Genomic DNA, 18,076 nt, shown 5'->3' with positions numbered 1-18,076 from the left:
CCGTCCTGGCTGCATCGCCAGCGCCGGGCTCGTCACACCACGTGAAAATTCGAGACCGAATCGTTGGCGAGCTGTGCGACCAGCTGCAGCTCCCAGTCGATATAGGCCTGCATCGCCTCGGCGGCGTTGTCGGTGCCCTCATAGGGACGCTTGTAGACGTCGTCTGACGGCGAGATCCAGACGTGGTGGTCGGTCTCCAACGTGTAGCCTGCTTCCGTCCAGGCGCGCGTCCCGCCGCTGAGGACGCGGATCTCCCGCGTTGTCGCGGCCCGCGCATCGGCGAGCGCGAACGTCGCCTCGGCGCCGTCGTCGCTGGTCAGCACGATCGGCCCATCGCCGGGCAGCTTGGCGAGGTCCTGCGCAAAGCGCGACGCCAGAGCGAAGCTTGCGCCGGGAATATGCCCGGCCTTGTAGGCCGGACTGCGCGAAAGATCGACGAGCGTGCAGGCTGTGGGCTCGGCAGCAAGCTGCGCGACGCTGATCGCGGCATCGCCTACGTCCGGCAGCGCCGGCCGCCGCGCCGCGCGGACGCTCGTGTCCGTCGGCGCGACGACACCAGACCCGACGATCGCGACGTCCCAGCCCATCTGCTTGAGCCATGACGCGGTCATGCGCGCACGCACGCCGTCGTCGTCGAACAGCACCAGCCGCGCGCCGCGCACACCGATCCACTCATCCGTGGCCTGCACCAGCTGGCCCCCCGGAGCGGAGATGAATCCCGCCGGATGGCCCGCGGCATGTTCCTCAGGGGTACGAACGTCGAGGCAGTACAACGTCCGAACTTCGGCTTCCGCACGATAGCGCGCCAAGGTCGCGGCATCGAGCACGCCGACGCCGACGCGCTCGGCCCAGGCCTTGGCGTCGGCGAGCGCCGCTGGGTAGCTCGCCTTTGGCCGCTCGAGGACACGCGCCGTCCTGCCGCGCTCGACCTGGTGGCCGGCCAGCGTCCAGCCGATGGTGCCGTTGCGCAGCGCGTAGATGCGGTTGGGCAGTCCGGCGTTGATCAGCGACTGCGTGCCGATGATCGAGCGGGTGCGGCCGGCGCAATTGACGATGATCGTGGTGTCGGCCGACGGCGCAATCTCGCGCGCCCGGAAGGCCAGCTCGCCGCCGGGCACGCTGACGCCGCGCGGAATGCTCATGGTGCGGTATTCCTCGAAGCGGCGGGCATCGAGCACCACGAGATTCGACTCCCGCTCGATCAGCGCCTTCGCTTCATCGGCCGACAGCGATGGCGTGTGCCTGATCGCCTCGACCAGCTCGCCGAACGCCTTGCTCGGCACGTTGACGTCGCGGAACACCTCGCCGACGCGCGCGTAGCCCTTGAGGCCGCCGTCGAGCACCGCGACGTCGCGGTAGCCCAGCGCGCGGATGCGCGGCACGGCCCGCGCGGCATAACCCTCGCCATCATCATAGACGACGACGGGCGCGCTCAATCGCGGCACCAGGTCGAGCATGCGCAGTTCGATCTGCGACAGCGGCAGCGACACCGCGAAGAACGGATGCGACAGCGAGTAGGGGCCTTCCTCGCGGACATCGAGCAGCGCCACCTCCTCGCCGGCGCGCCAGCGCCGCCGCAGTTCGGTCGGGGTCATGACCTCTGGTTGATCCGTCGCAGATCCAGTCGAACGAGAAGGTGTCGGCGATGTCATTCAGAGGGTCCCGCAAGGTGGGGGCTGCTGCGTTCCCAACCTGCGGGACGCCTGCCATGTCACCCCTCTGTGGCGGCATGGCAGGCATTTGTCCAGCCGCCACCGCGGGCGGCCGTGCCGGTCAGACGTGCGGGCCGAGCATGGCGAGATAGAACAGATCCTCCTCGTACGCATCGGTCAGTCGCTGGTCGTCATGATGGCCGGCAAAGAATGAGCCGAACCAGCCTTCGAACCACGCGACGTAGCGCATGACACACTCCCTTGCTGCGCTGATCAGCTCATTGTAGCGCTACGATCCGGCGTTGACAGAGCTGCACGAGCTCCGGGCGAAGTTCGACAGATCATGCTCTTTGCAGCGCCTCGTCGGCAAAATCCTTTTCCATCTCCTGCGGATCGCGCTGCTCTGCGTCTCCATGCGACGCGCTGTCGCCGATCCCCAGCAGCTGATCGTGCCAATGCGTCCGAAACGCCAGCCATGAAGCGTGATCCTGGAACGCCACTTCGGCGAACCATTCGACCGTGACGGCGCCGCTCGGCCAATAGCGCTCCTGGTCATGCCAGCACAGGACGGGCCAGCGCGGGTTGCGGAAGGAGCGGCCGGTGTCGTCATGCAGCGACGGCCGGCCGAGATGATCGATCAGCCATGACATCACTTCGGGCAGGAACGTCGCGGCAAACGAGACGCCGTGGCGGCCGAGCCGCTGCGGCATTCGCATGACGCGCTGATCGATGATGGCGAAGGCCGGCGGCACCGCGCCGACATTGAACTGCCGGATCATCAGCAGGCGGAAGCCGCAGTCGCAGAGCTCGGCGGGGACGGCATGGATTGCCGTCGGCTGAAGTGGAGCCGTCATGTTCATACCAGTGCTCCCTTCGCCTGTTCGAGCATATGGCCGGGTGAAAGCTGCGCGCCGTCGCGCTGGATGATCGCGCCGAAAGTCGTGGCCAGCGCGGCACAGACCGCGAGAGCTGCAGCCTCCTCGCGCGGATCGCCACCCCATTTCAAGGTCGCTGCGACATCGCATGCATCGGCGCGCTGTTCCTCGATCTCCGTAAAGCGCAGATCGAATCCGGCGTCCTCGCCATCCAGCGTACAGGGCAGGTATCCGGAGGTCTCGAGCGGCACGTAGCCGTCGTCGAGCGTCAGCGGGAAGGGAAGTCCCGCGATGGCCTGCTGCAACGCTGTGCGTGTCGGCACCTCGGTGCGCTTCAGATAGGCGGTCAGAACACGTGCCATCTCGTCTCTCCCCGTCGGCTTCTGCACGATGCGGTTCGCAGGGTGCAGATCACCTCGCGCAGAGACGGTGACTGGGTCCCGCATCCGACGCGACGAAAATCAACAATCTCCGACATCCCTGCCGGTGAGAGATAGCAGATCAAGTTTCGTGCCAGATGCGGCGGGATCAGTGGAGGCTGCGGCCGTCCGCGTTGTCGTCCGGGGAGATCATCTGCGCGATCGCACTGGATTGATGGTGAACCATCCGCCAGGCGCCGCCGCTGCGCGCGAAGTGATTGGCGGCGGCGAGGGCTGCGCCGTCCACCAGCTCGAGGCAGACCACGTGACCGTGATCGCGGTCGACGATGGCGTGGGGTTCCGCACAGACGATCTGGGGCCGTGCAGGATTGCTCAGAATGTCGCGCCAGCTGCCGATCACAGCGTTGCGGCCGACGATCGCCGGCCATCCCGGGTGAATGCAGGAGATGCCGTCGCCGTCCGCCCACAACGCTGCGAGCGCGGCGAAGTCGCCGGCTGCAAAGGCTGCGTAGAAGGCCGCGTTGGCCGCCAGGATGTCGTTCGCGTCGCTCATCGGACTGAGGTGGGCCAATCGATTGCGAAAATCAAGCAATGTTTGGAAACGCACACGACCGGCTCCCGAAAGCTTGCAAGCTTCTTGCAAGGCCTGGCGGAGACGCCATCGCAACGCATCAGCGGAGGTTCTGCCATGCTCGAAACGGCCATTGTCGGCGGCGGATTGTGCGGAATTGCACTCGCGCGCGGCCTGCAGCAGCGCGGCGGCACGCCGGCCTTGTTCGAAGCCCGACATCGCCTGGGTGGGCGGGTGTTGTCGGCCCGGAGCAAGACCGGGCTGGCGCTGGACCTCGGCCCGACCTGGTTCTGGCCCGAGACCCAGCCGCTGCTGACAGGATTGATCGCCGAGCTCGGACTGTCGCATTTCGCCCAGCACGACGACGGCACGGTGCTTCACCTCAAGGAGGCCGACAAGACGGCCGAGCAGATCAGCGGGCCGCCGATCCATCAGGGCGCGCGCCGGCTCTCCGGCGGCATGAGCAGTCTGATCGAGGCGCTGGCGCGCGATCTGCCGCCGTCCTGCATCCACCTCGGTCACGAGCTGATGCGCATCGTCGATTGCGGTACGCATGTGCGGTTGATTTTCGCCACCGCGACGGAATCCGTCGCGATCGAGGCGAGGCGCGCCGTGCTCGCGCTGCCGCCGCGGCTGCTGGTCGACAATGTCGGCTTCTATCCGGCGCTCGATGACGCGACGTTCGAGGCGATGCACAATGCCGAGACCTGGATGGCGGCGCAGGCCAAGGTCGTGATCGCCTATGACCAGGCGCATTGGCGCGACAAGGGCCAGTCCGGCAACGCCTTCGTCAGTCATGAGCAGGCCGTCATCGGCGAGATCTTCGATGCCTGCGACGAGGGCGGCGACCGCGCCGCGCTCGGCGGCTTTCTCGCTTTTCCGCCAGATCTGCGTGAAGCCTTCAATGTCGGGCTGCCGCTGCTGATGGACAGCCAGATGGTGCAGCTGTTCGGCTCGGCGCTCGAGGGCGGCGAGCAGCACTACCAGGACTGGGCCGCCGAGCGCTTCACCTGCAGCGCGCTGGACCGCACCACGCCGCGCGGCGAGCACAGCGAAATCGCCAATCCGATGCTGCGGCGGGCGCTGTGGGAGGGCCGCCTGCATCTCGGCGGCGCAGAGACTGCCAGCCATGCGGCCGGTTATCTCGAAGGCGCGCTGAATGCCGCCAGACGCATAGAGCGGACGATCGCGCGCATGGCGGGCGAGGGCGCGCGTCCGGCCGCAGCCGTCGGCGCCGGCCTCTCCGGCAATGATGCCAGCCTCGCCTGGTTCGGCGCATGGGTCGCCGCGCAACGCGATGCGGCGTTCGACGACTATCGGCACCGGCTGAACCGTAGCCTCGCCACCCAGCAGCGTGAGCAGCTGACGCAGCTCGCCGTGCTCGGCGCTATGGAGCAGGTGTTCGCGGCGGCCTTGCAGGTGCTGGATGCTCTGACCTTCGAGATGCGCGATGTCGCCGTCGAGCGCGGGCGCTCGGCCTTGATGCCCGAGATCCAGAAGCCGTTCCGCGACGTGATGCAGTCGCTGCTGGACGATGCCATCGCCTTCAACCGCACCTCCTGCGCCTTGTCGAACTTCCCGTTCGAACACAAGCCGTCGAAGGATTATGTGCAGACCATCCTGCGCGACATCGCCGCTGCCTGGCAGGAGTTCTCGCTGGCCGCCAACCGGCTGCTGCTGGCCAAGGCGGAGGCCGCGCGCCAGCCGGCGAGCGTGACGTCGTGAGCCGCCCGGACCTGAGTAACGACCGATGAAGCTGCAGATCGAACGCCCGACCATCGAGGCCATGGCGGCGGCCTTTCCGAACCTCGCCTCGCTCCGGGAGCAACTGCGCTTCGGCGACAAGGTCGAGGTCGACATCACCAGGCTCGCCGGCGCCGAGCTCGACTTCCTGCGCGACAGCTACCAGAAGACCGGTCCGGAATGGCATGCCCGCGCGGCGCATATCGCGACCCTGCAGCGCGCCTTCAACGATTCCGGCACGCGCTTCTCGGAGCATGAGCTGGAATCCGTGCTGCCGGCGATCGCACGCTACCTGATCTCGGGCGCCATCCGTGGCTGGATGTTCACCGCCAATGTCGCGAGCAGGCCACTGCCTTATGTCGTGACGCGGCTCGACTACACCGCGCCGTCCAACGACGAGGCCGGACGCGTCTTCATCGAGCTCAAGGCCAATGCCAAGGGTGCGATCACGACGTCGACCTTGCGCATTTCCGTCGGCGACATCGTCGGCAGGACGGTGGCCGAGATCTTCGCCGCCAAGGGCTTCCTGAAGGAAACGCCCGAGCTGATCTCGGCCTATGACGAGACCGCCGAGCGCTACTTCGCTTGGCGCGGCCGCTATGGTGCGCAGTTCTCCGGCCGCGGCATCGGCTTCTTCGCCGACGATCCGAACTCCTCGCATCGCGACGTGGACTGGTCGCGCAAGGACGTCATCGTGCTGTCCTCCGGCGGCGGCACCGCGCGGCTCGTCAATGACGAGGGCATCCTGACGGAGCGCGCGCTGACGCTCGAGGTCACCGGCGACATTCTCGGGCAATATCTGCGCAAGGCCGCCAAGAGCAATCTCTACGATGCCGAGCAGGAGGTGGAAGAATCCAAGGCGGCGATCCCGAAGGGCGTGTTCTGCAAGATCCCGGTCCTCCCGTACATGCTGATGTTCCATCTCGACCTGCACCATTATCTCTGGGTGCACGCCGACGACATGACGCCCTACGCCTATCAGCCCGAGCTGAAGCAGAAGCTGGTGCTGCCGGAGGAGCAGACCGACCTGATCGACATCCTCACCGCCGAGATGGATCTCCTGATGGACGACATCGTCGCCGGCAAATCGGGCGGCACCACCGTGCTGTGCGCCGGCCCTCCCGGCGTCGGCAAGACGCTGACGGCGGAGGTCTATGCCGAGATCATCGGCCGGCCGCTGTACCGCGTGCATTCGGGGCAGCTCGGGCTCAACGTCGCCGCGATGGAGAGCGCGCTGAAGGATGCGCTGACGCGCGCGCAGCGCTGGGGCGCGGTCATGCTGATCGACGAGGCCGATGTCTACATCAAGCGACGCGAGGACGACATGACGATGAACGCCGTCGTCGGCGTGTTCCTGCGCGTGCTCGAATATTTCAACGGGCTGTTGTTCCTCACCACCAACCGCATCGACGACATCGACGAAGCGATCGTGTCGCGTTGCATCGCGCTGATCAAGTTCCAGGCGCCGGACGCCGAAGCACGCGGGCGAATCTGGCGGGTGATGTGCGAGCAGTTCGGCCTCAAGATCGAGCCGGCGCTGATCGAGCTGCTGGTGGAGACGTTCCCCGGCGCCTCGGGGCGCGACATCAAGGGGCTCGCCAAGCTCGTCGCCAAATACTGCCACCACAAGAGCGTGCATCCGACCATCGACGTCTTCCGCCGCTGTGCCATCTTCCGCGGCCTCGACCTGGGCGACCAAGAGCTGCTGCCGGAGGCGGCGGAGTAGGGCGCGGGGGGCGTCAGGCCAGCGATGTCGTTACTCGCCCGCTTTGCCGAGCGTCGCCGGATTGTAGCCTTCCTCGCGCAGGACGCGCTGCACCACCGGCCGCGCCAGCATCCGCCGGTAGTGCGCGAGCAGGTTGGCGGGCAGCGTGATGTCCGTCTTGTCGGCCCAGAACGTGACGTAGAACAGGATCGGATCGGCGACCGAGAACTCACCACCGAGGTAGGGCTGCTCGCCGAGCATCCGGCTCAGGATCGCAAAACCCTTCACGACGATGTTGAGGCCAAGCGCGCGAACCGATTCCTGATCGGCTTCATTGCGGCTGAAGGTCGGTGTCGCGAAGATGCGCGCGAAGCCGTGACCGTGCACGGTGCCGGCGATGTAGGTCATCGCCTCGAGCAGCCGGGTTTCGGTTTCGACATCCGAAGGCCAGAGCTTGGCCCGCGGCCGCGAGCGGCCGAGCCAGTAGGCGATCGCGGGCACCTCGGTCAGCACGCTGCCGTCGCTGCGCACCAGCGCCGGGATGGTCGATTTCGGATTGATCGCCACGTAGTCGGGCTTGAAATTGTCGCCGGCCGGCAGGTTGACGATATAGGCCTCGAACACCTCCTCGAGCTCCTCGAGAATAATGTGGATGCCGGTCGAGCAGGATCCCGGCGTCATGTAGAACTTCATCGCGGCCATACCGCTAAAACCCGTCCGACTTTTTGCCCCAGGGGTGGCTGCCGGGCACCAGCGGCGCCTTGATGCCGGCCTTCTCGACGTCGGCCTGGGACTTGAAGAACGTCGCCTCGTGCACCAGCGTGCCATTCTTGGTCGTCACCGCGACGTAGCGGGCCACGGTGTCGATATCGCACAGATAGCCACCGCCGGGATCGGCGGCGCTGCGCAAGTTGCCGTCCCAGTCGACGAAGAAGCCTTCACTCATTTCGGTCTCCATTTCGAGGGTTCATTCCGTTTCGGGCTGATCGGCGACGAACTGCGCGTAGGCGCGCTCGACGATGGCCCGACATTGCAGCAGGCGCTGATGCTCGGCCTTGCCGATGCTGACCATCTCGCTCTCGTCGTGAGCTGGCGCCGTGGCCGCCTGCAGGGCTTCGAACAGCGCCTTCTCCAGCTGATAGATCTGCTCGCTGGCGCGCTCCAGATAGGGGATCGGGTTGGCGCGGACATTGGCCTCGTGCAGCGCATCGAGGCTGAGCAGCGTCCGGAAGCGGCGCTCGACCTGGCGCTGCTGCAGGCCGAAATCGTGCTCGATGACGGTCATCGCCGGACCCCGGGCGCGGCCGCCTCCGCCGCTTGCCGCAGCAGAGTGAGGCATTCGAGCGAGGCGGCCATGTCGAGCGCGGAAAAGCCGTCGAGCGTCTCGGTGCTGAGATCGGCGCCCTTTGCAAGGAGATGCGCGACCACCGCGGCCTTGCCGGACGAGGATGCATACATCAGCGCCGTCGCGCCATTGTCGTTGCTGTTGTCCAGATCGATGCCGGCCTCGACCAGCGCATCGATCGCCTCGAGGTGATTGCCGACGCAGGCGAGCCACAGCGCGTTGTTGCCGTCGGCGTTCCTGGCAGCGACCGAGGCCCCGGCCGCGAGCAGTTCGCGGATCACGGCGACGTTGCCGAGATGCGCCGCCTTCATCAGCGGCGTGGTGCGGTTGGCGATGGTGGCGTCGACGTCGTCGGCGAGAAATCCCTGGGCGATGAGCCAGGCTGCCAGGGTCGGGCTGATGTCGGCGCAGCCGTTCCTGGCAGGGAAGCGCTGCCGCCATGCCTCGTAGCCGCCGTCGAGACTGTAGACCTCCGTGAAGCCGAAATCGGAGAAGGTCTGGGCGTATTCCTGGCTGGCATGGCCATGGTAGCAGTAGATCAGAATGGCGCTATGCCTGGTCGTGCCGGAGATCAGCGCGGACAGGTTGCGCTGGGTCAGGTGCTGCGCACCGGCGATATGTGCTGCGGTGAACGAGGCCTGGTCGCGGACGTCGAAGCGCAGCAAATCATCGCGCTGGAGCAGCTCGGCCGCCTGGCCGACGTCGATGCGCTGGAACGGAATACGCGGTCTCATGGCAGGACTCCCGCCTCATTGCGCGCGCGGCCGGGATAGGCCGGAAGCGTGGTGATGCGATCATCGGTCAGCGGACGGCCGATGGTGAAGTGATAGAGCGTCTGGTATTGGCTGCCGGCGATGCCGAGCATCTCGTGCACGGAGTCGTCGAAATAGCAGCCGATGCCGGTGCCGCGCAGGCCGGCCGCCTCGGCTTCGAGATACAGCACCTGGCCGATCAGGCCGGCCTCCCAATGCAGTTGGCGATAGCGCCAGGCGTTGCCGCTGACGATCGGCGCGAACTCGGCCAGCATCGCCACCGCGAAGCAGCTGTCGCCGCCGATGGCCTGGTGGCAGCTCGCGGTGCGGATCACGCCGCGGCTGTCGGTCGGCAGGAGTCGGAACAACGGCAGGTGATCAGGCGCGCCCTCTACCCGCTGCCAATCGAAATCGGGCCGCAGCGCACGCTGCAGATGGCTTGCCGCCTCGCCGCTGCGCGGCAGTGCGTAGAGCCCGGGCGTAAGGCCCTCGACACGGTGCACGAACAACAGCGGATGCAGCCGCGGTATGTAGGGCCAGACCTGCCATGGCGTCGTGGCGCGCGGCAGCAGCGCATCGAGCATGTGATGGAACGATGCGAGATCCATCGTGAACCTGGCATCGAAGCTCTGCGCGCTGCGGCGATTGAGAATGAGTTCGGCCGCGCGTGCCGCTGATCGCTGCACGAGCGGCGGAAGGGACGGGGGCGCATCGATCGGATCCTGCGCGGCGCCCGTCGTCGCTGCACTCACCTCGGGGATCACGGGCCAGCGGTAGAGCGGATGGCGATCGAGCCGGTTGGCCTGGCCTTTCCAGATGTCCGCGATGGAGCAGGGCGGCGGCAAGTCGGCATGCGCAGGTTCGCCCGTATCGCGCGGCGCGATGGCGACAAGGACATCGGCATCCTCGGCTTCGACGCCGGCGAAATCACTGGCGCGATCGAGGCCCATGATGGCGGCAAGCCTGCTGCCGTCGAGGCCGTCGACGACGCGTGCGGTCCAGCCGAGCGCCGCGGCTGCGAAGCTGATGGCGCCGAGCGCATGGCCGAGATCGAGCTGACAATAGCGGAACGCGCGCTCGCCATATTTCCACGCCTCGCGCCAGTGGATCGAGGACAGGCCGAGCCACAGGCGCGGCGCGGCCTGCGATGCCGTGTCACGACGGCAGCGCTGCTCCAGCACGTGATCGCGGCTGACATAATGATGGATCCCGTCGCTCAGCCCCTCCACGTTCTCCGCGACGATGTAGGCCTCTGTCGGATGCAGATTGCCGCTGGAGGGATTGCAGCGCAGCGCCCAGCGGTCCGGGCCAAGCTCCTTCCACGCGCTGAGCCCGAACGACAGCTCCAGCAGCAGCGCGATGCCGTCGATCGTCAGCGGCTGCACCGGCGCCGTGCCGTCGCACGCGTCGGCGAAACGCGTGCCCAGGCGGTCCGATGTCAGCGGCAACGCCGTGCGTGGGCTGCCGACGAATTCGCGGAACGGGTTGGGCTGCGCATCCCAGTCCAGCGTCTCCGGCCCCGCGGCATAGCGTTTCAGGCTGTGCTTGGTGCGGGCATGGTAGGCGAGCGCGATATCGGCCGGGGACGGCAGCTCTGCCGCGCTGAACTGTGACACGGACATGGATCCTCACGAGGCGCGACGCATGGCGCGTGCGCATGGTGGATGGTCGCTTCGGTGACCGGATGTGGCTGAGCAAATTCCGTTCCGGAGAGCTGCGGCGTCTTTACATCGTGAGATCGGACGAGACGCCGCCGCGGGATCTCCAAGTCGGCGAGGATACGGTCACGCCGCGCGGATCGTGTGCCAATCCGGACAGGGCCGTCCGGCTCTGTCCGTTTCTCGACATCAATGCGGATGCGCGCTGCGCGAAGCGTTCGCCTCAATCAACCGGGCGACCTTGCCCGCGATCGAGAGCCACGCCTGATGCGCGTCGATCTTGTGGCCGAGCTTGAAACTGTCGGCCATGCGCGCAGCGAACGCCGGCCCATCGGTCCCGTGCTGTTCCGCGATGATCCACGCGGTCTGCCACAGATCGGTTTCGGTGGTCACGGCGGCTACAGATCCAGCACCAGCCTGTCGCCCTTGCCGCGCGACACGCACGGCAGGAAGTAGCCCTCGGCGCGCTGCGCCGCCGACAGGCGCTTGTCGCGATGGTCGATCTCGCCCTTGATGACCCTGGTCTTGCAGGTGCCGCACATGCCCTGCTCGCAGGAGGTCGCGATCTTGACGCCGTTCTCCTCGAGGAACGCGGTCACGGTCTTGTCGCCGGGGATCTTGAACGTCGCGCCGGTGCTCTTGATGGTGACCTCGAACACCTTGTCGAGCAGCGCGGCGGCGGCCTTGGCGGTGAAGCGCTCGACATGGATGCGCTCCTCGGCAAACCCCTTCTGCTTGGCGAGCGCGATGATCGGATCCATCCACCAGTCGACGCCGCAGATGAACAGCTGGGTGTCGTCGGGGCGGTCGGCGAGCAGCTCGGTGGCCTTCAGCAGCTGATTGTCCTCGGTGGCTTCCTTGTAGTACGTCGTGTTGTCGGCAAAGGACGATGCCTCGATGGTGCCGCGAAACGAATCCGGCGACATCAGCGCGAACACGTAGTGCAGCTCGAACGGGACGTTCTTGACCTTCAGCGTGTCGGCGATCGACAGCATCGGCGTGACGCCGATGCCGCGCGCCAGCAGCAGCGCGCGCTTGGTGTCCTTCGGGATCTTGAAGCGGTTGCGCGGCCGGCTGACCTGCAGCCGGTCGCCTTCGTTGATGTCGAGATGCAGCGCCTTGGAGCCGCCGCGGCTGTTGGCATCCTTCCAGACGCCGATGCAGTAGCGGTTGCGCTCCGAGGCGCTGTTCAGCAGCGAATATTGTCGCGTCAAACCGTTCGGCAGGGTGACGTCGATGTGGCTTCCCGGCGTGAAGCCCGGAAGCGGCTGGTCATCCGCCGGGACGAGCTCGAATGAGGCCATATTGTGGGCCTCGATGGCCTTCCTGGCCACGACAACGTTGTGCAGGGCGTCGGACATCTGACAACTCCATCATGCGAACCGGCTGATGGACAGCCGATGCAAGGGAAAGGCCAGATGGCCGGCGCGCTGCCGCCGGCCATGACCCGCGTGTCAGCCCCAGATGTGGTGCATGGCGTGCTGGTGATGGTCGACCATGGTCGACGAATGCGAGGAGGCCGTCGTGTGGGTGGCGGTCGAGTTGTGGGTGGCGGCGGTCGCGGTGTTGTGGTGGTGGTGGTGGGTGGTGGTCTTCGTCGTCGTCGCCGTCGTGCCCGTGGTGGTGTTGCCCGTGTTCGTGGTCGTTCCGGTCGTCTTGGCCGTTCCGGTGCCGGAGCTGGTGGTGCCCGTCGTCGTGCTGGTGGTCGTCGCGGTGCCGCCGGTGCCGTTGGCGATGTTCGGATTCGCCGTGACCTTGGTCGTGCCCTGGGCCAGCCCCGCGACCGACGTCGCCTTCGAGACGGTCGTCGCGGAGCCGACATAGCTGGCGCCGCCGATCGCGATGTTGTTGCCGCTGACGTCCATGGCGTCGGCCACGAAGCCTTCGCCCGCGGCGGTGAGCATGGCGAGGTCCGCCGTCAGCGCCGCGCCGGTGTCGCCGTTCAGAATGCCCTGCAGGCCCTTGATCGCGGTGGCGGAGTCCGCCTGCAGGGTGCCGTTGTTGAGCTCGTTGTCGAAGCGGCCCTGGAACACCGCGCCCTGGGCGGCGTCGAACGCGGCGCCGAAATTGTTGTAGTTCGTGATCTGCGTGATCAGCGCTTGGCTCGCCGTGCCCGTGCCGTTGACGATCGCGGCGAGCTGCGCGTTGATCGTGTTGGCCTCGGCGACGAAGGTCGCCCAGAAATTGGTCTGCGCCTGGTTGTCCTGGAACCTGGTGACGGTGCCGGTGAGCCCGCCGGGGTCCTCGGCGAAGCCGCCGGTGTGCCCGGGCGTGCCGTTGCCGCCGGCGGCGGTGTTGAGCGCGGTGTCGTTCTGGATGATGTCGATGATGTCGAGCAGATTGTCGGTGGTGCCGCGCAGGGCGGTGGTGTTGCCGGTCGCCGCGGCGGAATCATACTTCGCGATCTGCAGATTGATCTGGTTCAGCACGGTCTGGAGATGCAGCGTCGTCGCTGCCGCCGCGTTGGCGGTCTCTCCGGCCTCGATCTGCGCCAGCATGGTCGCGTTGTTGAGGATCGCGGTCAGGCCGGACTGCACGGCGGTGAAGTCGGCCGTGACCTCGGCGAGATTGTTCGCGTTGATGCCGCCCGAGATGACGCTCACCGCGGCGTTGAACACCTCGCCGACCACCTTCAGGCTGGTGCCGGCCGTCGCTGCGGCGAGCGTCGTCGGATCATCCGCGCCGGCGGGGAGGTTCTGGAAGGCGACGTCGACGGCGCCGGTGTTGGCGGTGAAGGTGACGTTGTTGAGCGCCGCCGACAGATGGGAATCGTTGTTGATCTCCGACAGGATCTCCGTCTGCAGTGCGTGAATCGTCTGCGACGCTGCCGACATCGTGGTGGCATTCGTGGTCTGCGCGGCCGCGGTCAGCAGCGACCCGAGCTGCGTCTGGACGTTGGTCAGGACCGAGATGTCGGTGGAGCTCAACGTGAACGTCTCGCCGCCGATCGTGACCTCGTTGGGGTTGGCGAGAATGGCGGCGATGTCGTTCTGGACCGCGTGAATGTCGGTCGTGTAGCTGGACAGGAAGGTGTTGGAGTTGCCGCTGCCCTGACTGCCGGAATAGAGCCCGAGTGAGATGCGTACGGCATCGTTGAAGACGACGCCGGCCTGAACCAGATCGGTCGACAGATTGAGCGCGCTGGCCCGCGTGAGCAGGTTGGATGTGCCGTTGGCGAGCGCTGTCGCGTTGAAGTTGGTTGCCATTCGATCGTCTCCTCTGGCTTCAAGGCTTGTCGCGACATGAGCTGCGGAGCAGGCAAGGCATCGCCGTTCGCCTGCATCGGTCTGATGCAGGTCGTCGTGATGGGCATGTCGAAACGTCAGAGGGCGTGTAGAGGCGCAATCGGGCCGTCCGCCGCTGCGAACTCGTCATCGAACGGGCAGGCGGCGGGCTTTCCCGTCTGTTTGTTTCTCCGCGGCGAGGAGAAATATTCGTTGGTCAAAGTCGGGTGCGGCGTTCTGTCGCAGGCGCTGTTTCGCTTGTCATCAAAGGTGAAAATCATTCGCAACTAATAACTAACAGGTGAGATTCGCATTCGCGGCTGAGATGGGGGGCGACACGAGCGGGCCTGTCGTCGCGCCAAACGTCTGGGCGATGTCGCGGCCTGCCGCCGCCGAAGCGGCGCGATGCGAGTTGCATCGTCGCGCGATCGGATGTAAGAGCGTCGCCCACTTTAACCCCAGAGCGTTCAACGCGAGAGGACTTGAGACATGCCGAATCCACTGTGCGCGACACGATCCGTGCCGACGCAAGCAGTGCGTCCGGCTGTCAGTCCCTCCCTGAAGTTGAACGACCATGGCACAGTCATTGATGCGCCGCCGGCAGGAGGCCGAGCGCGCAAGAGTTGAAGCCTATGAGCTGACGCTGCGCCGCGTCTCGCGGCAGACTCGTCCGCCGCCGGACCTTGACGCCGCGATCCGCGAGGCCCAGGCCGGCTTCACCGCCCACATCATTCGTCCGCTCGAGGCGTGGAAGCCGCAGCTCAAGACTCGCGATGCAGCGCGTCTGCGTCTGGCGGCTGCGCGCCATTTGTTCGCACGCTATCCGGTGGCGCCGCATCTGGAGCAGATCTGGATCGATGCGACGGGACTCGGCCGCGACGAGACGCTGTTGCGCAAGAGCTGGTACATCGTCGCGGCCGGCGGCGGCTCGCTGTACAAGGCGGGTGCGTCGGCATTGCTGTCGCGCAAGGAGGTACACGCCTTCCTCAATCCGCTCGGCCAGCCCGGCTTCGACGAGGCGATCTGGCAGGCGATCGTGCGCTCCTCTACCGACGATCCGGCGCTGGTGACACGGATCGCGCGGTCGGGGATCGCGCGGACGCCGCGGGGCGAGCTCGCGTTCTGGCGCGAGGCGGCACAGTTCTTCTGCGCGCAGCCGACGACGCTCGAAGAGATCGACGACCTCTGCGACTACATCGCCCACCGGCGCCGGCGCGAGCGCAAGTTCAGCCTCAAGGGCCGCTCGCTCGCGGCGCTGCGCCGTCTGATGCACGCGTGGCATCGCGATCTCGCGGTCATCGCGCGGATCGAGGCGGCGCGGCAGCGGGCCCTGATGGCGCGGCAGCGCGCGGCGGTGTCGGCGGCGGAGCTCGCGACACATTGGCCGGGTGCGCAGCTTGCCGAGTGGACCTGGAGCCCGTCGGCCAAGGCCAGCGCGAAGCGCGACGACTATGTCGTCACGCAACTGCGGACCGCTGAGGATCTGGTCGCCGAGTCGCGGGCCATGCGGCACTGCGTGTCGAGCTATGCGAGCAAGTGCATCACCGGCCATGCCTCGATCTGGTCGCTGCGTCACCGGCACATGGGGAGGACCGACCGGCTGCTGACGATCGAACTCGATCGCCAGCATCGTGCGGTGCAGGTTCGCGGCTTCGCCAATCGCGTGGCGCATCCCGATGAGCGCAAGATCCTGGAGCGCTGGGCCAAGGCGCGCGGGATTGTCCTGCTCGACACATGACCTGCGTCGCCCGTTCGCGGCGGCGCAGGTCGTGCGCGTCTCATTGCGCGTCGATCGCGTCCGCCTTGGCGCCGCCGGCCACCGAGTACCGCATCGGCACCTTGCGTGTCTTGAGGAACGCCTCCAGCGTCTCGCCGCGGAACGCCGCATAGACCTCCGGATTCGACACGCCGAGCACCGCGGCCATCTTCTCCAGCACGAAGAAGCTGACGCCGCGCCTGATCATCTCGATCCATTTGCGCGTCCGGATTAGCGCGCGCTCCTCGTCCGTCAGCCGGTACTCGTCCGCAAGCGCGTCGAAATCCCCAATGAATCTGCTGCGATGCGCCGGGATCACGAGCCGGTGCAGGAAGTCGTTGATGCGAAAATTGGCCTGGCTGCGCGCTTGTGTGAACGGATAGGTGCCGGCCAGCGTCTCGGCGCCGGCGAGCTCATGCGCCATGTGCGCGCGATAGTCGGCGGCCGCCTGCGGATCGGGCGCGCCGCCGAGATCCTCGAACACCAGCGTTGCGATGTTGGTCACCGACGGCGCGTAGGTCTGCTTGTGCACCAGCTTGACATGCTCGGACAGCGCGCCGCGCATGATCAGCCACATGATCACCTCGGCGCCTTCCATGCCGCCCTTGACCGCGTAGTCGGCGATGCGCATGGCCGTGAGTTGCTCAGGATCCTTCTCCAGCAGGTCGAGGAATTCGTCGTCCCACGCCTCGTTGAGGAAGCCGGCGCGCTCGCCATGGACCTGGTGCGACAGCCCGCCGGTGGCGAAGATCGCCACCTTCAGATCCTCCGGATAGCTCTCGATCGCCTTGCGCAGGGTCTTGCCGAGCTTCCACATCCGCCTCGCCTTGGGAATCGGCAGCTGCAGCACGCCGACCTGCAGCGGCACCACGCTGCCCGGCCACGGGCCGCTGGCATCGCCCATCATCGACAGCGGCGACAGCAGGCCGTGATCGACCGGCTTGCCCTGGAAGAACGACATGTCGAACTCGTCGGCGACCAGCGCCTGGCCGATGTGCTGCGACAGGCCGAGATGCCCCTTGGCCGGCGGCACGTCGCGCGGTCCGCCGCCTTCGTCGGCTGCGACATAGCGGTCGTCGATCCCGAGCGCGAAGGCCGAATAGTGGTCGAAGAAGAACGAGGTGATGTGATCATTGTAGATCATGAACAGGACGTCGATGTCCTTGCGCTTCACCCAGTCGCGCACGGCGTCGAAGCCGTCGAAGATCGGCTTCCAGGCCGGGTCGTTCTGCTTGTTGGTGTCGAGTGCGAAACCAATGGTGGGCGAGTGCGATGCGCCGATGCCGCCGATGATCCGGGCCATGTGTCCCTCCGCGAGGTGCGAGGCCGGCGCCGGATGGTGGCGCGGCCGTGTCGCGGCCGGGACCTTACGAAGTTTCCTATGTGAGACAATAATGCTAGTGTGTACGGATCGTTTCTATGATTGGACGAGCACTGGCTCATGAAATGGCGGATCGAGGACATTCCGGTATTCCACGCCGTCGTGGCGACCGGCGGCATGACCGGCGCCTCGCGCTCCCTCGGCATGCCGAAATCCTCGGTCAGCAAATCGGTCGCGCGGCTCGAGCAGGATCTCGGCGTCCGCCTGTTCGACCGCAATTCGCGGCGCGTCCGCGTCACCCGCGAAGGCGAATTGTTCTTCCAGCAATGCCAGAAGATCCTCGACCACGTCGCTGAAGCCGATGCCGTCATGACCGGGCTGGTCGGCGTGCCCAGCGGGCGGCTGTCAGTGGCGCTGCCGCCGGCGTTCTGCGAGGAGATCCTGGCGCCGAAGCTGGCCGAATTCCATCGCCGCTTTCCGCGCATCGAACTCGACGTCGAGGCCACCACGCGGGCGATCGACATGCTGGCGGATCGCTTCGACATCGCGGTGGTCGTCGGCGTGCAGGAGAATTCCGAGCTGGCGCAGAAGGTCCTGATCGGGGGCCGGCTGATCTGGGTGACGAGCCCGGCCTATCTCGCCGCGCATGACATCGGCGACGACCTCCGCGCGCTCGATAGCCATCTGATGATCTGCGAGCGCCGCTACGGCGATCGGACCCTGATGATCAAGCAGCACGGCCATCTCGTCCGCTTCGACGTCGGGCCGCATGTCGCCCGCATCAACAATCCGCTGGCGGTGCGCCGCGCCGTGGCGCACGGCGCCGGGCTCTCGTTCCTGCCGGAGCATTACTGCGTCGAACTGCTCGGCGAGGGGCGCCTCGTCGAGATCGGCAAGGAGGTCGTGTTCGACACCCGCGCCGCCCAGCTCACCGCGATCTTTCCGAGCCGCAAGCTGATCTCCTCGCGCGCCCGCGCCTTCCTCGACTTCCTCGAGGAGATCTGCGCCGAGCCTGCGCGCGCTTGAGCGGGCGCGTGCAAGCAAAACGTCACATGACACGCTTCACGAAGGAGTTTAAGACGCGCGGCTCTTGA

At 66.6% G+C, this 18,076-nt stretch carries 19 protein-coding genes; 5 read left to right on the top strand and 14 right to left on the bottom strand.

Annotated features, from left to right (window positions below; all coding sequences use genetic code 11):
• Window positions 1–32 precede the first annotated feature (32 nt).
• The 5 genes from ACQR1I_RS28720 to ACQR1I_RS28700 form a co-directional block, all read right to left on the bottom strand.
• Entirely contained in the window at window positions 33–1,595 is a 1,563-nt protein-coding gene (locus tag ACQR1I_RS28720; RefSeq protein WP_434868677.1) for a rhodanese-like domain-containing protein, read from the bottom strand.
• A 178-nt stretch (window positions 1,596–1,773) separates the two neighbouring features.
• On the bottom strand, window positions 1,774–1,902 hold the full coding sequence (locus ACQR1I_RS28715) for a hypothetical protein (RefSeq protein WP_434868676.1): 129 nt from the start codon (window positions 1,900–1,902) through the stop codon (window positions 1,774–1,776).
• Window positions 1,903–1,993: 91 nt separating this feature from the next.
• The gene (locus tag ACQR1I_RS28710; RefSeq protein WP_434868801.1) at window positions 1,994–2,506 is read right to left on the bottom strand and encodes a hypothetical protein; all 513 of its coding nucleotides are present in this window, start codon (window positions 2,504–2,506) and stop codon (window positions 1,994–1,996) included.
• A gap of 2 nt (window positions 2,507–2,508) precedes the next feature.
• Window positions 2,509–2,889 carry a hypothetical protein gene (locus tag ACQR1I_RS28705; protein ID WP_434868800.1) on the bottom strand — a complete coding sequence of 127 codons (381 nt, stop codon included), beginning with the start codon at window positions 2,887–2,889 and terminating at the stop codon, window positions 2,509–2,511.
• A 166-nt stretch (window positions 2,890–3,055) separates the two neighbouring features.
• Window positions 3,056–3,460 (bottom strand): nuclear transport factor 2 family protein, encoded by a 405-nt coding sequence (locus tag ACQR1I_RS28700; protein WP_434868799.1) that lies wholly within the window; start codon window positions 3,458–3,460, stop codon window positions 3,056–3,058.
• A gap of 135 nt (window positions 3,461–3,595) precedes the next feature.
• Between ACQR1I_RS28700 and ACQR1I_RS28695 the strand changes: the two genes are divergently transcribed.
• Window positions 3,596–5,203 (top strand): flavin monoamine oxidase family protein, encoded by a 1,608-nt coding sequence (locus tag ACQR1I_RS28695; protein ID WP_434868675.1) that lies wholly within the window; start codon window positions 3,596–3,598, stop codon window positions 5,201–5,203.
• Window positions 5,204–5,228: 25 nt separating this feature from the next.
• Entirely contained in the window at window positions 5,229–6,947 is a 1,719-nt protein-coding gene (locus tag ACQR1I_RS28690; RefSeq protein WP_434868674.1) for an ATP-binding protein, read from the top strand.
• A gap of 30 nt (window positions 6,948–6,977) precedes the next feature.
• Here ACQR1I_RS28690 and ACQR1I_RS28685 read toward each other — a convergent pair whose 3' ends face one another.
• The 8 genes from ACQR1I_RS28685 to ACQR1I_RS28650 form a co-directional block, all read right to left on the bottom strand.
• The gene (locus ACQR1I_RS28685) at window positions 6,978–7,619 is read right to left on the bottom strand and encodes a glutathione S-transferase family protein (RefSeq protein ID WP_434868798.1); all 642 of its coding nucleotides are present in this window, start codon (window positions 7,617–7,619) and stop codon (window positions 6,978–6,980) included.
• A 13-nt stretch (window positions 7,620–7,632) separates the two neighbouring features.
• Window positions 7,633–7,872 carry a hypothetical protein gene (locus ACQR1I_RS28680; protein ID WP_434868673.1) on the bottom strand — a complete coding sequence of 80 codons (240 nt, stop codon included), beginning with the start codon at window positions 7,870–7,872 and terminating at the stop codon, window positions 7,633–7,635.
• A gap of 21 nt (window positions 7,873–7,893) precedes the next feature.
• Entirely contained in the window at window positions 7,894–8,211 is a 318-nt protein-coding gene (locus ACQR1I_RS28675; protein WP_434868672.1) for a hypothetical protein, read from the bottom strand.
• Window positions 8,208–8,936 (bottom strand): ankyrin repeat domain-containing protein, encoded by a 729-nt coding sequence (locus ACQR1I_RS28670; protein WP_434868797.1) that lies wholly within the window; start codon window positions 8,934–8,936, stop codon window positions 8,208–8,210. Before ACQR1I_RS28670 ends, ACQR1I_RS28675 begins: the two co-directional genes overlap by 4 nt.
• 65 nt (window positions 8,937–9,001) lie before the next feature.
• A complete protein-coding gene (locus ACQR1I_RS28665; protein WP_434868671.1) occupies window positions 9,002–10,645 on the bottom strand; it encodes a SagB/ThcOx family dehydrogenase in 1,644 nt (547 codons plus the stop codon).
• Window positions 10,646–10,870: 225 nt separating this feature from the next.
• Window positions 10,871–11,074 (bottom strand): hypothetical protein, encoded by a 204-nt coding sequence (locus ACQR1I_RS28660; RefSeq protein ID WP_434868670.1) that lies wholly within the window; start codon window positions 11,072–11,074, stop codon window positions 10,871–10,873.
• A 5-nt stretch (window positions 11,075–11,079) separates the two neighbouring features.
• Window positions 11,080–12,042, bottom strand: coding sequence for a PDR/VanB family oxidoreductase (locus ACQR1I_RS28655; protein ID WP_434868669.1), 963 nt, complete (start codon window positions 12,040–12,042; stop codon window positions 11,080–11,082).
• Window positions 12,043–12,135: 93 nt separating this feature from the next.
• Window positions 12,136–13,887, bottom strand: a complete 1,752-nt coding sequence (locus ACQR1I_RS28650; RefSeq protein WP_434868668.1) for a hypothetical protein — start codon at window positions 13,885–13,887, stop codon at window positions 12,136–12,138.
• A 36-nt stretch (window positions 13,888–13,923) separates the two neighbouring features.
• On the opposite strand from ACQR1I_RS28650, the gene ACQR1I_RS28645 reads away from it, so the two are divergent.
• Both ACQR1I_RS28645 and ACQR1I_RS28640 read left to right on the top strand, forming a co-directional pair.
• On the top strand, window positions 13,924–14,196 hold the full coding sequence (locus tag ACQR1I_RS28645) for a hypothetical protein (RefSeq protein ID WP_434868667.1): 273 nt from the start codon (window positions 13,924–13,926) through the stop codon (window positions 14,194–14,196).
• A 283-nt stretch (window positions 14,197–14,479) separates the two neighbouring features.
• Window positions 14,480–15,643, top strand: coding sequence for a PcfJ domain-containing protein (locus ACQR1I_RS28640; RefSeq protein WP_434868666.1), 1,164 nt, complete (start codon window positions 14,480–14,482; stop codon window positions 15,641–15,643).
• Between the two features lie 40 nt (window positions 15,644–15,683).
• Here the strand turns inward: ACQR1I_RS28640 and ACQR1I_RS28635 are convergent, their stop codons facing one another.
• The gene (locus tag ACQR1I_RS28635) at window positions 15,684–16,964 is read right to left on the bottom strand and encodes a gallate dioxygenase (protein ID WP_434868665.1); all 1,281 of its coding nucleotides are present in this window, start codon (window positions 16,962–16,964) and stop codon (window positions 15,684–15,686) included.
• Between the two features lie 138 nt (window positions 16,965–17,102).
• On the opposite strand from ACQR1I_RS28635, the gene ACQR1I_RS28630 reads away from it, so the two are divergent.
• The gene (locus tag ACQR1I_RS28630; RefSeq protein WP_434868664.1) at window positions 17,103–18,008 is read left to right on the top strand and encodes a LysR family transcriptional regulator; all 906 of its coding nucleotides are present in this window, start codon (window positions 17,103–17,105) and stop codon (window positions 18,006–18,008) included.
• Window positions 18,009–18,076: the final 68 nt, after the last annotated feature.

The organism is Bradyrhizobium sp. HKCCYLS2038, assembly GCF_051167655.1.
GTDB lineage: Bacteria > Pseudomonadota > Alphaproteobacteria > Rhizobiales > Xanthobacteraceae > Bradyrhizobium.
The sequence above is the reverse complement of the archived record's forward strand: the minus strand, read 5'-3'. Positions and strand labels throughout refer to the sequence as shown.